14 protein-coding genes are annotated in these 13,967 nt (G+C 63.8%); 7 read left to right on the forward strand and 7 right to left on the reverse strand.

Going from position 1 to position 13,967, the window contains the following annotated elements; all coding sequences use genetic code 11:
- The first annotated feature begins 175 nt into the window (after positions 1–175).
- A complete protein-coding gene (locus tag BSP239C_RS10840; protein WP_101572716.1) occupies positions 176–1,384 on the forward strand; it encodes an NADP-dependent malic enzyme in 1,209 nt (402 codons plus the stop codon).
- A 123-nt stretch (positions 1,385–1,507) separates the two neighbouring features.
- Here BSP239C_RS10840 and BSP239C_RS10845 read toward each other — a convergent pair whose 3' ends face one another.
- A complete protein-coding gene (locus BSP239C_RS10845; RefSeq protein WP_101572718.1) occupies positions 1,508–2,596 on the reverse strand; it encodes an SPFH domain-containing protein in 1,089 nt (362 codons plus the stop codon).
- Between the two features lie 174 nt (positions 2,597–2,770).
- Between BSP239C_RS10845 and BSP239C_RS10850 the strand changes: the two genes are divergently transcribed.
- Both BSP239C_RS10850 and nagB read left to right on the forward strand, forming a co-directional pair.
- Positions 2,771–3,526, forward strand: coding sequence for a FadR/GntR family transcriptional regulator (locus BSP239C_RS10850; RefSeq protein ID WP_226831344.1), 756 nt, complete (start codon positions 2,771–2,773; stop codon positions 3,524–3,526).
- Positions 3,527–3,532: 6 nt separating this feature from the next.
- Positions 3,533–4,315 carry a glucosamine-6-phosphate deaminase gene (gene nagB / locus BSP239C_RS10855; protein WP_101572720.1) on the forward strand — a complete coding sequence of 261 codons (783 nt, stop codon included), beginning with the start codon at positions 3,533–3,535 and terminating at the stop codon, positions 4,313–4,315.
- 65 nt (positions 4,316–4,380) lie between these two features.
- Here the strand turns inward: nagB and BSP239C_RS10860 are convergent, their stop codons facing one another.
- From BSP239C_RS10860 to BSP239C_RS10875, 4 genes are read right to left on the reverse strand one after another with little or no spacing between them, the layout of a single operon-like run.
- The gene (locus tag BSP239C_RS10860; protein WP_101572723.1) at positions 4,381–5,070 is read right to left on the reverse strand and encodes an N-acetylmannosamine-6-phosphate 2-epimerase; all 690 of its coding nucleotides are present in this window, start codon (positions 5,068–5,070) and stop codon (positions 4,381–4,383) included.
- Entirely contained in the window at positions 5,070–6,086 is a 1,017-nt protein-coding gene (locus BSP239C_RS10865; RefSeq protein WP_101572725.1) for an ROK family protein, read from the reverse strand. The genes BSP239C_RS10860 and BSP239C_RS10865 overlap by 1 nt, the downstream gene beginning before the upstream one ends.
- Positions 6,083–7,000 carry a dihydrodipicolinate synthase family protein gene (locus BSP239C_RS10870; protein WP_101572727.1) on the reverse strand — a complete coding sequence of 306 codons (918 nt, stop codon included), beginning with the start codon at positions 6,998–7,000 and terminating at the stop codon, positions 6,083–6,085. Before BSP239C_RS10870 ends, BSP239C_RS10865 begins: the two co-directional genes overlap by 4 nt.
- Positions 6,993–8,585 (reverse strand): sodium:solute symporter, encoded by a 1,593-nt coding sequence (locus tag BSP239C_RS10875; protein ID WP_101572729.1) that lies wholly within the window; start codon positions 8,583–8,585, stop codon positions 6,993–6,995. Before BSP239C_RS10875 ends, BSP239C_RS10870 begins: the two co-directional genes overlap by 8 nt.
- Positions 8,586–8,940: 355 nt before the next feature.
- Here BSP239C_RS10875 and BSP239C_RS10880 point away from each other — a divergent pair, with 355 nt between their 5' ends.
- The 3 genes from BSP239C_RS10880 to BSP239C_RS10890 are packed head-to-tail and all read left to right on the forward strand — an operon-like array spanning position 8,941 to position 11,437.
- Positions 8,941–10,020 carry a glycosyltransferase family 2 protein gene (locus BSP239C_RS10880; RefSeq protein WP_101572732.1) on the forward strand — a complete coding sequence of 360 codons (1,080 nt, stop codon included), beginning with the start codon at positions 8,941–8,943 and terminating at the stop codon, positions 10,018–10,020.
- Positions 10,017–10,943, forward strand: coding sequence for a hypothetical protein (locus BSP239C_RS10885; RefSeq protein ID WP_101572734.1), 927 nt, complete (start codon positions 10,017–10,019; stop codon positions 10,941–10,943). Before BSP239C_RS10880 ends, BSP239C_RS10885 begins: the two co-directional genes overlap by 4 nt.
- Before the next feature lie 32 nt (positions 10,944–10,975).
- Entirely contained in the window at positions 10,976–11,437 is a 462-nt protein-coding gene (locus BSP239C_RS10890) for a DUF3151 domain-containing protein (protein WP_101572736.1), read from the forward strand.
- Between the two features lie 82 nt (positions 11,438–11,519).
- Here BSP239C_RS10890 and BSP239C_RS10895 read toward each other — a convergent pair whose 3' ends face one another.
- Positions 11,520–11,855, reverse strand: coding sequence for a helix-turn-helix transcriptional regulator (locus BSP239C_RS10895; protein WP_101572738.1), 336 nt, complete (start codon positions 11,853–11,855; stop codon positions 11,520–11,522).
- 166 nt (positions 11,856–12,021) lie between these two features.
- Here BSP239C_RS10895 and BSP239C_RS10900 point away from each other — a divergent pair, with 166 nt between their 5' ends.
- On the forward strand, positions 12,022–13,098 hold the full coding sequence (locus BSP239C_RS10900) for an NADH:flavin oxidoreductase/NADH oxidase (RefSeq protein WP_101572740.1): 1,077 nt from the start codon (positions 12,022–12,024) through the stop codon (positions 13,096–13,098).
- A 63-nt stretch (positions 13,099–13,161) separates the two neighbouring features.
- Here BSP239C_RS10900 and BSP239C_RS10905 read toward each other — a convergent pair whose 3' ends face one another.
- A complete protein-coding gene (locus BSP239C_RS10905; RefSeq protein WP_101572741.1) occupies positions 13,162–13,821 on the reverse strand; it encodes a TetR/AcrR family transcriptional regulator in 660 nt (219 codons plus the stop codon).
- Positions 13,822–13,967 lie beyond the last annotated feature (146 nt).

Raw genomic sequence — 13,967 nt, forward strand, 5'->3', positions numbered from 1 at the left:
CCTTCACAAAGGACGCGGACCACACTGCGCAGACGTCACCGCACCATCCTTCTTGGTGACAGCTCTTCGATTCGACCGCTGCCAGAGACGCCCCGTGGTACTGAGCCGCGGTCTGACGAACACCGAAGGCGGCATCGCTGTGATGCCAGCCGTCACGAGACCACGAGGATCAAACATGACGACAACGACCGACACAACCACCGCTGCCGCACAGAACTCGCTGCCGCCCATCACCGATGATGAGATCTTCGCCGGGCACGAAGGCGGCAAACTCTCTGCCGAGCTCACCCGTCCGCTCGAGACCCAGCGTGATCTCTCCATTGCCTATACTCCCGGCGTCGCCAAGGTCTGCACCGCGATCAAGGACGAGCCGGAACTGGCGCGGACCCACACCTGGACCGGTCGACTCGTCGCCGTCGTCTCCGACGGATCTGCCGTGCTCGGCCTCGGTGACATCGGGGCGAAGGCCTCGCTGCCGGTCATGGAGGGCAAGTGCGCCCTGTTCAAGCGCTTCTCCGGGCTCGACGCCATCCCGATCGTCCTCGATACGAATGACTCGGACGAGATCGTCGAGACCCTCGTCCGCATGGCCCCGTCGTTCGGCGCAGTCAACCTCGAAGACATCTCAGCACCTCGCTGCTTCGAGATCGAGGACCGTGTCAAGGCCGCGCTCGACATCCCTGTCATGCATGATGACCAGCACGGCACCGCCGTCGTCGTCCTCGCTGCACTGACGAATGCGCTGCGCGTGGTCGACAAGTCTTTCGACTCCATCAAGGTCGTCCTCTCCGGGGCAGGAGCTGCTGGAGTCGCCGTAGCCAAGATCCTCGGCGATGCCGGTGTGAAGGACGTTGTCGTCCTCGACTCCAAGGGGATTATCGACTCCGACCGTGCGGATCTGACTCCGACGAAGGAATGGCTGGCGTCGAACACGAATCCACGCACCATCACTGGCAGGATCGACACCGCGCTCGCCGGTGCCGACGTATTCATCGGCGTCTCCGGCGGCACCATCGATGAGAAGCACCTGCCGCAGATGGCCGACAACGCTGTGATCTTCGGCCTGTCGAACCCGAACCCGGAGATCACCCCGGACATCGCGCAGAAGTACGCCTCGGTGGTCGCCACCGGCCGCAGTGACTTCCCGAACCAGATCAACAACGTTCTCGCGTTCCCAGGAATCTTTCGCGGAGCCCTGGATGCCGGAGCCACCGATATCACGGATGCCATGAAGCTCGCTGCCGCGCGTGCCATCGCCGATCTGGTCGGCGATGACCTGGCACCGGACTACATTGTGCCCGGAGCGCTGGACGCGCGGGTTGCTCCTGCCGTTGCTTCTGCGGTTGAGACCGCGGCCGATGCTGACGGTGTCGCTCGGGAGTAGGTTTCGGAGGTTGTCTGCCTGCGGGCAACAGCCTGCAGAGGCGAACGGGCGCCGGTGCGAAATTACGCGCCGGCGCCCGTTCTGTCATGTGCTGCCCAGACTGAGTCAGACTTTGACTCAGTCTCAGGAGCCGTCGGTCGTCGGGTCCGCGTTGTCGGTGTTGTGCCTGACAGCATCGACTGCACGCTTCATCGCCGACTTGGTATCGGCACGTGCGCTCTGCGCCGCCTTCGACACAGACTGCTGCTGAGACTGGGGGCCGGTGGCACCCTTCAGGCCCGTGGTGTTCTTTGCGTCCTCGGATGCGTTGGCTGCGAACAGGGTATTCCTGATCTCCTGCGTCATCTCGCCCAGGCCGCCGGGGTTCGACGGCATGAACAGCACGTTGGAGCGACCCTCCTGGGCCACGTTCTGCATGGTGTCGAAGTACTGGGTCATCATGAGCAGCTGCTCGGCTGTTTTGTCGATGCCGACTTCCTGCAGCTTCGCGTACTGTTCGGCGATACCTTCGGCAATGGCTTTGCGCTGTGCGGCCACACCCTCACCGTGCAGGCGCATCGCCTCGGACTCAGCCTGAGCCTGTGTGACCCGCTTGATCTTGTCGGCCTCGGCCAGGGACTGAGCCGCGACCTTATCGCGCTGTGCGGCATTGATCGAGTTCATAGAGTCGCGGACCTTGGAGTCCGGGGTGATGTCGGTGACCAGGGTGCTCACGATCTTGAATCCGTAGCGCTTCATCGACTCCGACAGGCGGCGTTCGACGTTCTCCGCGATATCATCCTTGGACTCGAATGCTGTGTCCAGGGTCAGACCCGACAGTGCGGAGCGAACGGTGTCGAAGACGTAGGACCTGATCTGCTCTTCGGAGTTGGCCAGTTTGTAGTAGGCGTCGGTGGCGTTTTCCTCTTCGACGACATACTGGACGGCCACCGGCACTGTGACGAACACGTTGTCACTCGTCTTCGACTCGATGTTGACCTCGAGCTGCTGGACGCGCAGCGAGATCGGTTTGCTGATGGTCTCGACGAGAGGCATTTTGAAGTTCAGACCAGGTTTGGCAACTTTCTTGAACTTCCCGAACCGTTCGACGACGACGTTCTCCTGCGTCTTGACGGTGAAGAACATACTGGTCCTCAGCTTGCCGAACAGAAGTACGCCGAGGATGACAACGATGACTACGACGGCGATGACGCTTCCGGTGAGAATTTCCATGGCTCCTCCGAGCTTTCAGTAGGTGCGCTGATTCTTACAACATCTGTTGCTTGCCCACTCTAGTGCTGTTTGGGGCAGGGGCGCGAGGGGAGACCGCATGTCGGTCGAAGCCGACACATCTGATGTCAGACGTATACTGGAAGCTCGGTGCGGAACTATCTGTGGAGGGCGACAATGACAGAGGCAATGCCGGCAGGCCATCAGCGTTCTGCCGCCGACAACGCCGAGGGGCGACGGAAGACGACGACGTCGGACCGGATCAAGGATCTCATTCTCGCAGACGGACTTCGCACCGGGGACCTGCTGCCCACCGAGGGGGAACTGTGCACTCGCCTCGGCGTTTCGCGGTCGAATGTCAGGGAAGCCATTCGCAAGCTCTCGACCCTCGACATCGTTGACGTTCGGCACGGACACGGAACCTATGTGGGTGAGATGTCCCTGGACGCACTCGTCGAAGCTCTCGTGTTCCGCGGTGTGCTTAGTCCCGGTGATGACCTGCGCGCCTTGCGGGACGTGGTGGAGGTGCGTGAGGCCCTGGACCACGGAATGTCCGAAGCGATTGTGAAGAGCCTGGAGGGAACCACGAACCCGGACCTCTCAGCACTCGTCGAGGAGATGGTCGCCATGGCACAGGACGGACGCTCCTTTCCGCAGCAGGACCGCGCCTTCCACACCGGGTTGCTTGAGTCCTTGGGGAACTCGCTCGTCGGTCAGCTCGTAGCCGCCTTTTGGGACGTGCACACCGCTGTGCTGCCCAAGCTCAATCTCGCGGTGGCTGCCGATCTTGAACGCACCGCCCGGGCCCACGGACTCATGCTCACGGCGGCCGAAGCCGGGGACGTCGACGCCTTCCGCTCCGCGATCACCGTGCACTACGAACCGATCGCCCGAGCCCTTGACCACGCCCCGACACCACGAGCAGAGAGCTGAGGACCAATGGAAGTAGTCATCGCCCCCGACGGTGAACTGGCGATGCTGGTCGCGGACTCCATTGAGAGGCTGCTGCGAGAATCGTCTGCCCCCGTGCTCGGGCTGGCCACCGGCTCGAGCCCGCTGCGCGTCTACGACGAACTGACCCGGCGGCACGAACAGGAAGGACTGTCCTTCGCTGCTGCGCGCGCATTTATGCTCGACGAATACGTCGGGCTGCCCGCAGACCACCCGCAGCGCTACCGGAATGTCATCGACGCCGAGATCGCCTCACGCGTCGATTTCGCCGAGGGCGCTGTGCAGGGGCCCGACGGAACCGCCGAGGACCTGATCAGCGCTTCCTCGGATTACGAACGTGCCATCGCAGAGGCGGGAGGAATTGACCTGCAGATCCTGGGAATCGGGACCGACGGTCACATCGCCTTCAACGAACCGGGTTCGTCCCTGTCCTCGCGTACCCGAGTCAAAGTCCTGGCGAACCAGACACGGGTGGACAATGCCCGCTTCTTCGACGGAGACGTCGACCAGGTGCCGAAGCACTGCCTGACGCAGGGGCTGGGCACGATCATGGAAGCGCGTCATCTTATGCTCATCGCCACCGGAGGCAACAAGGCCGAAGCGGTGCACCAGATGTTGGAGGGGCCGATCTCTTCGATGTGGCCGGCGACCGTGCTGCAGATGCATCCCCACGCCACGGTCCTTGTCGACGATGCGGCCGCATCGAGACTGCAGTTGGCCGATTACTACCGGCAGGCGTACGCGAACAAGCTCGAACCGCACCGGCTCTGAGGCGTCACTTTCACGGGCTGGGAGCCGTCACCTGAGCAGGCGGCGTCACCCGGGCACGGAGTGCCTTAGGCGTTGTCGCAGGCGTCGACGAACCAGGACGTGATCGTTGCCGGGTGGGTGATCGCTGTTCCCACCACCACCGCCTCGGCGCCGGCGGACAGTGCTGCTGCGGCATCGTCAGGGGAGTGGATCCGTCCCTCGGCGACGAGCATCGGGGCGAGGTCTGCCGCTTTGATCTGTTCGAGCAGCTCCAGGTCAGGCCCCGTCGTCTTCGCGCGTTCGCCGGAGTATCCGGCCAGGGTGGTGCCGATGAAGTCTGCTCCGGATTCGGCCGCGGTCAGCGCATCGTCAAGACTGCCGCAGTCGGCCATGACCAGCGCATTCGTCTCTTCATGCAGGCGCTCGATAGTCTGGGTGAGACTCAGCCCGTCCGGACGTTCACGGCGTGTGCCGTCCAGAGCCACCACGTGGGCTCCCGCCGAGGCGACGGCATGCGCGTGCTGATACGTCGGCGTGATGGCCACACCTTCGGTGCCGTCTTTCCATAAGCCGATCACCGGAACTTCGACCGCTGAACGAGTCGCCTGAATGTCGCTGAGCCCCTGGACGCGCACCGCCGCCGCACCACCGCGCACGACGGAAGCGGCGACCTGAGCAATGGTCCGCGGGTCCCGCATAGGCTCTCCCGGATAGGCCTGGGCCGAGACGATGAGGTGTCCTCGCAGGGCATCGACGATCTCCTGTTTGGTGAACATCACTCTGTCTCCTCGCTGGTGGTCTTTGATATTACCGAGTTTCCTGGCATCGGGCTTTTTGGTGCCGAAGTTGCGGCCGAGGTCGCGGCCGGCCACAGACTGGCCGCGCCGATGAGGGCCGCGTCTGATCCCAATTGTGCCTCGCGGAGCTCAAGTCCGCGGACGGCGGGGATGAGCTCACGGTCGAATGCCTCACACAGAGGCGACCACCACAGTTCTCCGGTACCCGCCAGGCCCCCGCCGATGACGACGACCTCGGGGGAGAGAACATTGGCCAGTCCGCCGAGCATCGAGCCGAGCGCTTCGCCAGCCCGGGCAAACGCCTCTTGGGCGATGACATCTCCAGAGCGAGCGACGCCCGCCAGTTCCCGGGTCGAGGACACGTCCGCACGGCCTTCGGCCCGTCGATAGGCCGCGAGCACAGCCGGCCCCGAGGCGATCGCCTCGACGTGCCCGGCGCCGTCGCAGGGGCACGGCAACCCCTGGGCGGCGGCGACAGGAAGGTGGCCGATGTGTCCTGCTGCGAAGTTCCGGCCGGTGAGGAGGCGGCCCTCGGAGATGAAGGCGCCTCCGATTCCTGTGCCCGCGGCTACCAGCAGCGAGCTGCGGGATCCTCGGGCTGCCCCTGCGAAGGACTCGCCGAGCGCATGAGCATGCACGTCGTTGACGGCCCGCGTCTCGAGGTCGAGGCGTGCCGTCAGCTCTGCCGTGAGTCGAGTCCCAGCCCAGCCGGTCAGGGAGTCCGTGGCCGAGACGACGGTTCCCGCCTCAGAGTCGATGACTCCGGCGGCCCCGATGCCCAGTTTCCACAGGCGGGGTGTATCAGCGCCGATCGAAGCGTCGGTGCTGCGCATGACTTCGCGGGCCACCTCGGCGATGGCATCCAGGATTGCCGAACGCCCCTCACTGGCGGGTGTCGGCACCTCCCGGATGTGTCCCATGGCGCCGTCGATGACGGCACCGGCACGAATCTTCGTGCCGCCGACGTCGATGGCCACCACGGCTCTTGAGGTCATAGAAGACCTTCGGCGGAGATGACCTCTCTGACGCGTCCGGTCTCGACCTCATCGAATGCCAGCATCGGCTCGGTCATCCGGTTGGAGGCGATGACGCCCATGAGCCGCAGGGCGGTCTTGAACGCACCAAGGCCAGCGGCACCGGGGGAGACGCGTCCGGGGGTGGGTGCAGCGGTGATCTGGAACAGGCGCGCCAGGCGATCCTGCTCGGCGGCGACGGCCGTCCAATCGCCGGCTCGGGCGGCGTCGTAGAGGCGAACGTAGCCAGCAGGGTCGACGTTGCCCAGACCTGGGACGATCCCGGCCGCACCACCGAGGAGTGCGCCGTCGGCGACCACCTCGTGGCCGGTGAAGACCGCGAAGTCGGGTTGGTCCTTGGTGTCGATGAGCAGGCGACGGAAGGACACGTCATCGGCCGAGGAATCCTTGACTCCGGCCAGCACACCCTCGCGGGCCAGGCGCACGGTCACGTCGTGGGGCAGTTTGGAATGGGTGCGCACTGGGATGTCGTAGGCGAAGACCGGAACGTCGAGGTGTTCGGCGACGGTGCGGAAGTGCTGCTCGATCTCGCCCGCATCGGAGAGCGCGTAGAACGGGGTGGTGACCACGGCGGCGTCTCCGCCGATCGACAGCAGACGCTTCGCCTCGTCGAGGACACGGCCTGTCGTCTGTTCGCTGATTCCCACGAGGACGGGGACCCGACCGTCGGCAGCTTCGATGGCAGTGGTCAGCACCTGCTCGCGTTCGCTCGCAGTGAGATAGGGGACCTCCCCTGAGGAGCCGAGCACGAAGATGCCGTGCACACCTCCCTCGACGAGGTGGTCGACGAGGGCCGAAATGCCCTCGAAGTCCAGCTCCCCGCGCTCGGAGCGCGGTGTCAGCAGTGGGGGGATGATGCCGTGGAATTCACTCATTGCTCTGTCCTTGCTTGATGCTGTTGCTGTCCCCCGCCGAGGTTGTCGCCGGGGAGGTTGAGATGCGCCGTGTGTACTGGTCACGTTTGCCGTAGATCGTCAGGGCAGTCACGTCGTGGTCGGCACGACGGTTCTGGGATCCTGTGAACAGGGAGATCACATAGCCGAAGACGACGGCGCCGACGAAGGCCACGGCCGAGACTGCGAAGGGTGTCAGCCCCGCGACGTCCTGGACGTACCAGGCGACGGCGGCACCGAGCACCAGTCCGCTGAGCACTCCGGCGCTGTTGGCCCGTTTGGTGAAGATGCCGAGGGCGAAGACACCGGCAAGGGGAACTCCGAAGAGTCCGGTGATCGACAGGAAGAGGTCCCAGGTGTGAGCCTGGTCAGTCGCGGAGAGATAGAGGGCGACTCCCACCGAGATCGCTCCGACGATCACGATGACCAGACGGGAGAACCCGACGCCTGTGCGGGCCACACCGTCCTTGGGCGGGAAGAACCGGTCCCGGATGTCAACGGTGACGCAGGCCGAGATCGAATTCAGGCTCGAGGAGATCGTCGACTGTGCGGCAGCGAAGATTGCCGCGATCAGCAGACCTGAGATGCCGGCCGGCAGCGCGGTGACAGCGAAGTAGGGCACCAGAGCCGAGGTGTTGAATCCGGAGGGAAGCGCCTCGGCGTGCTGGTAGTAGCTGTAGAGGACGGTGCCGATTCCGTAGAACAGAGGAATGGTCAGCAGTGCGAGGAAGCCGTTGACGATCAGAGACCGGATTGTGCTCTTCGGTGAGTCGGTCGTCTGATAGCGCTGCACCACGTCCTGGCTGGCGGTGTACTGGTGGAGATTGTTGAAGACCGAGCCGAGGAAGACGATCGGAATGGCCGCCGCCGCTCCACCGATCTTCCAATTGTCGGCCGAGATGAACTTGTCGTCTGCTGCTGCATCGGCGGCCACTGTCGCCAGACCACCGTCGAGGGCTGCGATGCCGAAGACGAGGATCACGGCGGCACCGACGAGGAGGATGATGCCCTGGACCACGTCTGACCAGATAACGCCTTCGATGCCGCCGAGGAAGGTGTAGACAACGGAGAGGACGCCGACTGCGGCGGCGACGAGCACGGGGCTGATATTGGTGACCGAGCTGATTGCCAGCGTGGGCAGGTAGATCACGATGGCCACGCGTCCGATGTGGAAGAGCACGAACAGGGCCGATCCGATGACTCGGATAGTGGGCCCGAAACGTTCCTCAAGGTACTCGTAAGCGGTGGTGACGTCGAGCTTGCGGAAGAAGGGGATGTAGAAGAGGACGAGCAGCGGGACGATCGCGAAGATGGCGATATTGCCTGCTGCATAGGACCAGTCTGTGAGGAAGGCCTGTTCAGGCGTGGACATATAGGTGATGGCAGACAGGGTCGTCGCATAGATGCTGAAGCCTGCGGCCCAGGCCGGGATGCGACCGTTCGCCTTGAAGAACGAATCAGTTCCGGCGCTCGCCTTGCGGGTGAACCACACCCCGATTCCCAACGTTGCCAACAGATAGATGATGATCACAGCCCAATTGAGGCCGCCGAGTCCCGGAGCGTCCATGCTCCCTCCTCACAGAAAGTCCGAACGGGACCGCATCGATGCCAAATCCCGGATGCAACATAAGACGTATGATGTCCTACGTTATAAATGTACGTGAATGTGTTCCCGCGCACAAGCCTTTTTGTTCGGCACGGGGAGGGCGAGGCGGAAGGGGAGCCCCTCGATCAACGCGGCACCTGAATATGTCGTCGCCGGCGACGACATATTCAGACTAACCATGGATCGAGCGCATACCGTGCCCGTGTGGCGACAATTTTTTTGTTCTTGGGGAGGTGGCCCGCAGCGATCGGGTGTTCGCCGGTGCCTGAGCAACCCCTCAAGGCCGAGACCGTGGGCATGTGGGAAGATTGAGGGCGTGTCGAAAATTCTTGAGATCCTGACCCCGGAAGGTCTGCCTCCACTGGCCGAACGCCCCGGTGTCTCCTTCATCATGCCGGTCCTCAACGAGGCCGAGCACATTGCCAAAGCGATCACCACGATCCTGGCCCAAGACTATGAAGGAGACAAGGAAATCGTCCTTGCGCTCGGGCCCTCGACCGATGACACGAACGCCATCATCGCCGACATGGCTGCGCAGGATCCTCGCATCCAGACCGTCGACAACCCGCAGGCTGCGACGCCGATCGGACTCAACCTCGCGATCGCCGCGACTCACCACCCTCTGATCATCCGCGTCGACGCACACTCGGGGCTGGGCGCCGACTACACGAAGCAGGCCATCGACACCCTGCGCCAGACCAAGGCCGCGAACTGCGGCGGACTCATGCTTGCCCGCGGTCGCACATCGTTCCAGAAGGCCGTGGCCCGGGCCTACATATCACCGGTCGGGCTCGGCGGACCTGCCTACCACTCCGGAGACGAAGCCGGCGAGGCCGAGTCGGCCTACCTCGGCGTGTACCGACGTGAGGTCTTCGACCACCTCGGCGGGTTCGATGAAGGAATCAAACGCGGACAGGACTGGGAGCTCAACCTGCGCATCCGCACTGCAGGCGGGCGCATCTGGTTCAACCCGGACATGGAGGTCACCTACTGGCCGCGGGATTCCTGGTCGAAGATCGGTCAGCAGTTCTGGGCCACCGGCATCTGGCGTGCTGAGCTCATCCGCCGCTACGGATCGCAGAATTCGATACGTTACTTCGCGCCACCGGTGCTGGTCCTCGGGATGGCAGCCAGCGTCGTCGAAGCCCTCCTGCAGCTCACAGGCAGGAAGAAGACCTGGCCCAAATTTCTGCGCCGCTTCACCTCTCTGGTCCACGTGCCCAGTCTGGGATACGTGTCGGGCATACTTGCGACCGCCTCGGCGGCCAAGGATTGCGGTCGACGCGAACGCGCTTGGTTCGGACTCGTATTGCCCACCATGCACCTGTGCTGGGGAGCAGGGTTCCTGCGGGGCCTGATCGCCGGGGCCGGATCGACGAAGGACGGCAGCCGTTGAGCAAGAAGAATCGCCGGTACGGTCGCAGTGAACGCGAGCAGAGCACCCGGGCTCAGGCAGGCAGCGAACACCCTGCAGAGGAAGCTCTCGAGAGCGGAGGGGCTCCGGTGCCTGAGCGGCCGACGCCGAAGAAGTTCAACGCGCCTCTGTGGGCCGGGCTCGTCGTCGTCATCGCTGTCGTCGCCGTCCTTGGACTCAACATGTTCGGAAGCAAGGACCACCTGACCGTGGACTCGCTCAACAAGCCCGCGGTCGCCGCCCTCGACGGTGGTTCGAAGGTCTACCCGGCGAACTCCACACTCGCCTTCACCGAGAACACGAAGTTCGGCTATCTGCCCGCACCGACCCTGTCCCAGCTCGGTGACGGCACCGTTGTCGCCGCGGACCCGAAATCCGCGCCCAAGGAGATGGAACTCAAAGGCGACCTGTCTGACCTGGACCGTAAGTCGTTCCTGGACCAGACCATCAAGCCACCACGCAAGAACACCGCATTCGGGGACCCCATCACCTGGGACCAGATAGTCGATGAGATGGGCGGAGCCACCGTGCTCATGCCCCTGATCGAATCGCCCAAGGTGGCAGATCCAGTGCTGAAGAAGATCGCCGAGGCGGACAGCGCCGATTCGACGATCGTGCGGACCTCCAACGCGAAGGTCGCCAAGGCGGCATCCGACGCCGAGGTGGCAGTGATGTTCACCGGTGACTATTCATCGACTTCGCCCGCGGACTTGAAGAAGTCGGGCTACAGTATGGTGTCCGTCGCACCCGATGCGGTGAGCACCTGGGCCGAGTCGGACCTCAAGGTCTGGGCCACCGGAGTCAAGGATGAAAAGCAGCTCAAAAAGCTCACAGATGCCGGGATCTTCGGGGCTCTGAGCACCAACCCGTACACGATCCAACCCTCAGACGTGAAGTCCAACTGAACTCTGCATTCGACCAACGACCAGGAGATGACATGACACAGCCCATCGGTAACCCATCGCATATCGGCAACCTCGACGCCACTCAGCTCGGCCCCCAGCCGACATTCCTGCCCGATGATCACGCAGACGTGGAAGCGAAGAAGCGCCTCGACGCCGGCGAAGAACCCATCGACGTCGCCGCAGCGTTGCCCGCCTCATCACTGGCCTGGGCGATCCTGGCCGATGAGGCTCACGGCGAGGGCCGCCTCGTCGACGCCTATGCCTATGCCCGCGTCGGCTACCACCGTGGTCTCGATTCCCTGCGTGCCGCCGGATGGCGCGGAGCAGGCCCGATCCCATGGAAGCATGAGATCAACCGCGGATTCCTCCGCGCACTCAACGCCCTCGGCCGTGCCGCCGGCGCTATTGGCGAAGGTGAAGAGGCTGCTCGGATCGAGGAGTTCCTGCGGTCCTCGGACCCGGTTGCCGTCGATGCGATTGCGGCGGGGGAGTAGGGGCGACAGCCTTGAGTTCCGCGGATTACGGAGCGGGGTCACAGGCGTCTGCCTGTGACCCCGCTCTGGTCTTCGATCGACCTCAGGTCGAGACGACCGCGGCTCCGCCTTCGATGTTTTGAGCAGCGAAGACCGCGTCGAGGAGTCCGGGGAACCGTGCGTCAAGATCGTCCTTGCGCAGTGAGTTCATGATCGACGTGCCCTGGTACTCCTGGCGAATCACACCGGCCTCGCGCAGAGTCCGGAAGTGATAGGTCGATGTTGACTTCGATACCGGCAGCTCGAATGTTGCGCAGGCGTGATCCTGGTGGGTGGTGTTCAGTCGGCAGGCGATGTGCCGACGAATCGGGTCGGCAAGTGCGGCGAGCACGGTGTCGAGTCGCATCTCGTTCCGTTCGGGGTGTTCAAGGGTTCTCATCCGTCACCTCTTCGTCACGCTGATTCTTTCGTCACAGTGATTCACAGTCCTTTGATTATACGTTCTTCTTCGTAGTACGGTAAACATCGAAGTACGAGGAGCTTCGTACTTCATCTCGAGTTCAGCGCTCAAGGCTCGAGTCCACTACTGACGATCACGAGGTCATATGTCTCATCTGCTGTTCGAACCCCTCACCTTGCGCGGCCTGACTTTCCGCAACCGTGCCTGGGTGCCGCCGATGTGCCAGTATTCCGTGGACACCCTCGACGGCGTAGCCGCCCCGTGGCACGTCGTCCACTACGGATCCCTGGCCCGGGGCGGCGCAGGCGCAATCATCGTCGAAGCCACCGGCGTCACTCCCGAGGCGCGGATCTCCGCGAAAGACCTGGGCCTGTGGAATGACAAGCAGCGCGATGCACTGATCCCGGTAGTCGACTTCATGCACACGCAGGGGGCCGCGGCCGGGATCCAACTCGCCCACGCCGGCCGTAAGGCCTCGACCTACCCCGAGTGGGGCGCCGACCACGAAGGCAGTCTGCCCGAGAGCGAAGGCGGCTGGCAGACACTGGCTCCCTCACCCGAGGCGTTCCCCGGATTGGATGCTCCACGTGAGCTCACCGAAGCGGAGATCGCCGAGATCGTGGCTGCCTTCGCAGCCTCGGCGCGCAGGTCGATGGAGGCCGGCTTCGACTTTGTGGAGATCCACGGCGCGCACGGCTACCTGCTCCACGAATTCCTCTCCCCGCTGAGCAATACCCGCACCGATTCCTACGGCGGAACCCCGGAGAACCGGGCGCGCTTCCTGCTCGAGGTTGTCGATGCCACTCGCGCCGAGGTGGGCGAGGACGTTCCCGTGCTCGTGCGCCTGTCCGCGACGGACTGGACCGAGGGTGGGCTGAGCCTCGATGACACCGCGCGGCTGTCCGGCTGGTTGAAGGGCCATGGCGTCGACCTCGTCGATGTCTCCACCGGCGGCAACGTGATGGCCAAGATTCCTGTCGGCCCCGGCTACCAGACGAGCTTCGCCGAGGGGGTCCGCAGGCAGGCGGACATTCCGACCGCGGCGGTCGGACTCATCACCGAGCCCTTTCAGGCCGAACACATCCTGGCGACCGAGCAGGCAGATGTCATTCTTCTCGGCCGCGAATCGCTGCGTGACCCGAACTTCCCGCTCCGGGCCGCTGACGCTCTACGCCACGAGATCGATTACCGGCCGTCCCAGTACCACCGCGCGTATAAGTGACACGTCGCCCGTGAGGTGAACCAGTGCGCGTAGGTAAGCCGTCGTGCGCTTAGGTCGACCGACTCAGAGTTCAGAGACGGTGCGGATGCGCTCGATGAGGTCATCCAATCCGTCGCTGAATTCGCGTTGTGAGGGGTCTTCGGCCAGTTTGCCTTCCAGGCGCTTGACTGTTGCATACTCGGCAGGATCCTCTTCGGGTTCGTCACCGTCGCCGGCTACCGGCGCGATGTCGATGCCCATCGCGGTCACCTGGAGAAGGAGGTCGCCGAGGAGGAAGCTGGTGAAGGCCTTATAGGCCTTCACCGCGTGAGTCTCGGAGAAGCCGTAGCCGAGGAGTGAGGCAAGGAAATAGTCCACCCAGCGAACGCTGCGCAGAGGGGGCCGCAGCCAGGGGGCTTCAGGCGGCTGTGAGATCAGTAGGGGAAACATCCTCGGATGAGACAGCGCCAGATTGCGCATGGCGTTGGCAACGTGCTGGAAGTAGGCCTCCCAGCTCTTCGGTTGAGTCTGCATGAGTTCGTCGTCAAAGAGGCCGTCGATGAGTTCACGGACAGCGGCAGAGACGAGCTCTTCGCGACTGGAGACGTGCCGGTACAGGGCCATGGCCTCGACGTCGAGGGCGGTGCCCAGGCGGCGCATGGTCAGAGACTGGACCCCATATTCGTCGATATATGCGATCGCGGACTGAATGACATCCTTTCGGCGCAGGCGTGTGCGATTCATGAAATCTCCTTGTCTTCGAAGCGAGCGGTCGCGGGAGGCGAATCGGCCCGGCCCGGCAGGGTCATCGTAGCGATCCTACACGCGTCCCCGGCTGCTGTGATGGGCAACGAGCGATGGCCGTGACCCTGCCACTTCAGCGGTGGGGC

It is taken from the genome of Brevibacterium sp. 239c (genome assembly GCF_900169365.1).
Lineage (GTDB): Bacteria > Actinomycetota > Actinomycetes > Actinomycetales > Brevibacteriaceae > Brevibacterium.

What these genes read in the sequence shown, in the direction of transcription:
- BSP239C_RS10840 (WP_101572716.1), top strand. Translation starts at nt 176, where the DNA reads ATGACGACAACGACCGACACAACCACCGCTGCCGCACAGAACTCGCTG.
- BSP239C_RS10845 (WP_101572718.1), bottom strand. Translation starts at nt 2,596, where the DNA reads ATGGAAATTCTCACCGGAAGCGTCATCGCCGTCGTAGTCATCGTTGTC.
- BSP239C_RS10850 (WP_226831344.1), top strand. Translation starts at nt 2,771, where the DNA reads ATGACAGAGGCAATGCCGGCAGGCCATCAGCGTTCTGCCGCCGACAAC.
- nagB (WP_101572720.1), top strand. Translation starts at nt 3,533, where the DNA reads ATGGAAGTAGTCATCGCCCCCGACGGTGAACTGGCGATGCTGGTCGCG.
- BSP239C_RS10860 (WP_101572723.1), bottom strand. Translation starts at nt 5,070, where the DNA reads ATGTTCACCAAACAGGAGATCGTCGATGCCCTGCGAGGACACCTCATC.
- BSP239C_RS10865 (WP_101572725.1), bottom strand. Translation starts at nt 6,086, where the DNA reads ATGACCTCAAGAGCCGTGGTGGCCATCGACGTCGGCGGCACGAAGATT.
- BSP239C_RS10870 (WP_101572727.1), bottom strand. Translation starts at nt 7,000, where the DNA reads ATGAGTGAATTCCACGGCATCATCCCCCCACTGCTGACACCGCGCTCC.
- BSP239C_RS10875 (WP_101572729.1), bottom strand. Translation starts at nt 8,585, where the DNA reads ATGGACGCTCCGGGACTCGGCGGCCTCAATTGGGCTGTGATCATCATC.
- BSP239C_RS10890 (WP_101572736.1), top strand. Translation starts at nt 10,976, where the DNA reads ATGACACAGCCCATCGGTAACCCATCGCATATCGGCAACCTCGACGCC.
- BSP239C_RS10895 (WP_101572738.1), bottom strand. Translation starts at nt 11,855, where the DNA reads ATGAGAACCCTTGAACACCCCGAACGGAACGAGATGCGACTCGACACC.
- BSP239C_RS10900 (WP_101572740.1), top strand. Translation starts at nt 12,022, where the DNA reads ATGTCTCATCTGCTGTTCGAACCCCTCACCTTGCGCGGCCTGACTTTC.
- BSP239C_RS10905 (WP_101572741.1), bottom strand. Translation starts at nt 13,821, where the DNA reads ATGAATCGCACACGCCTGCGCCGAAAGGATGTCATTCAGTCCGCGATC.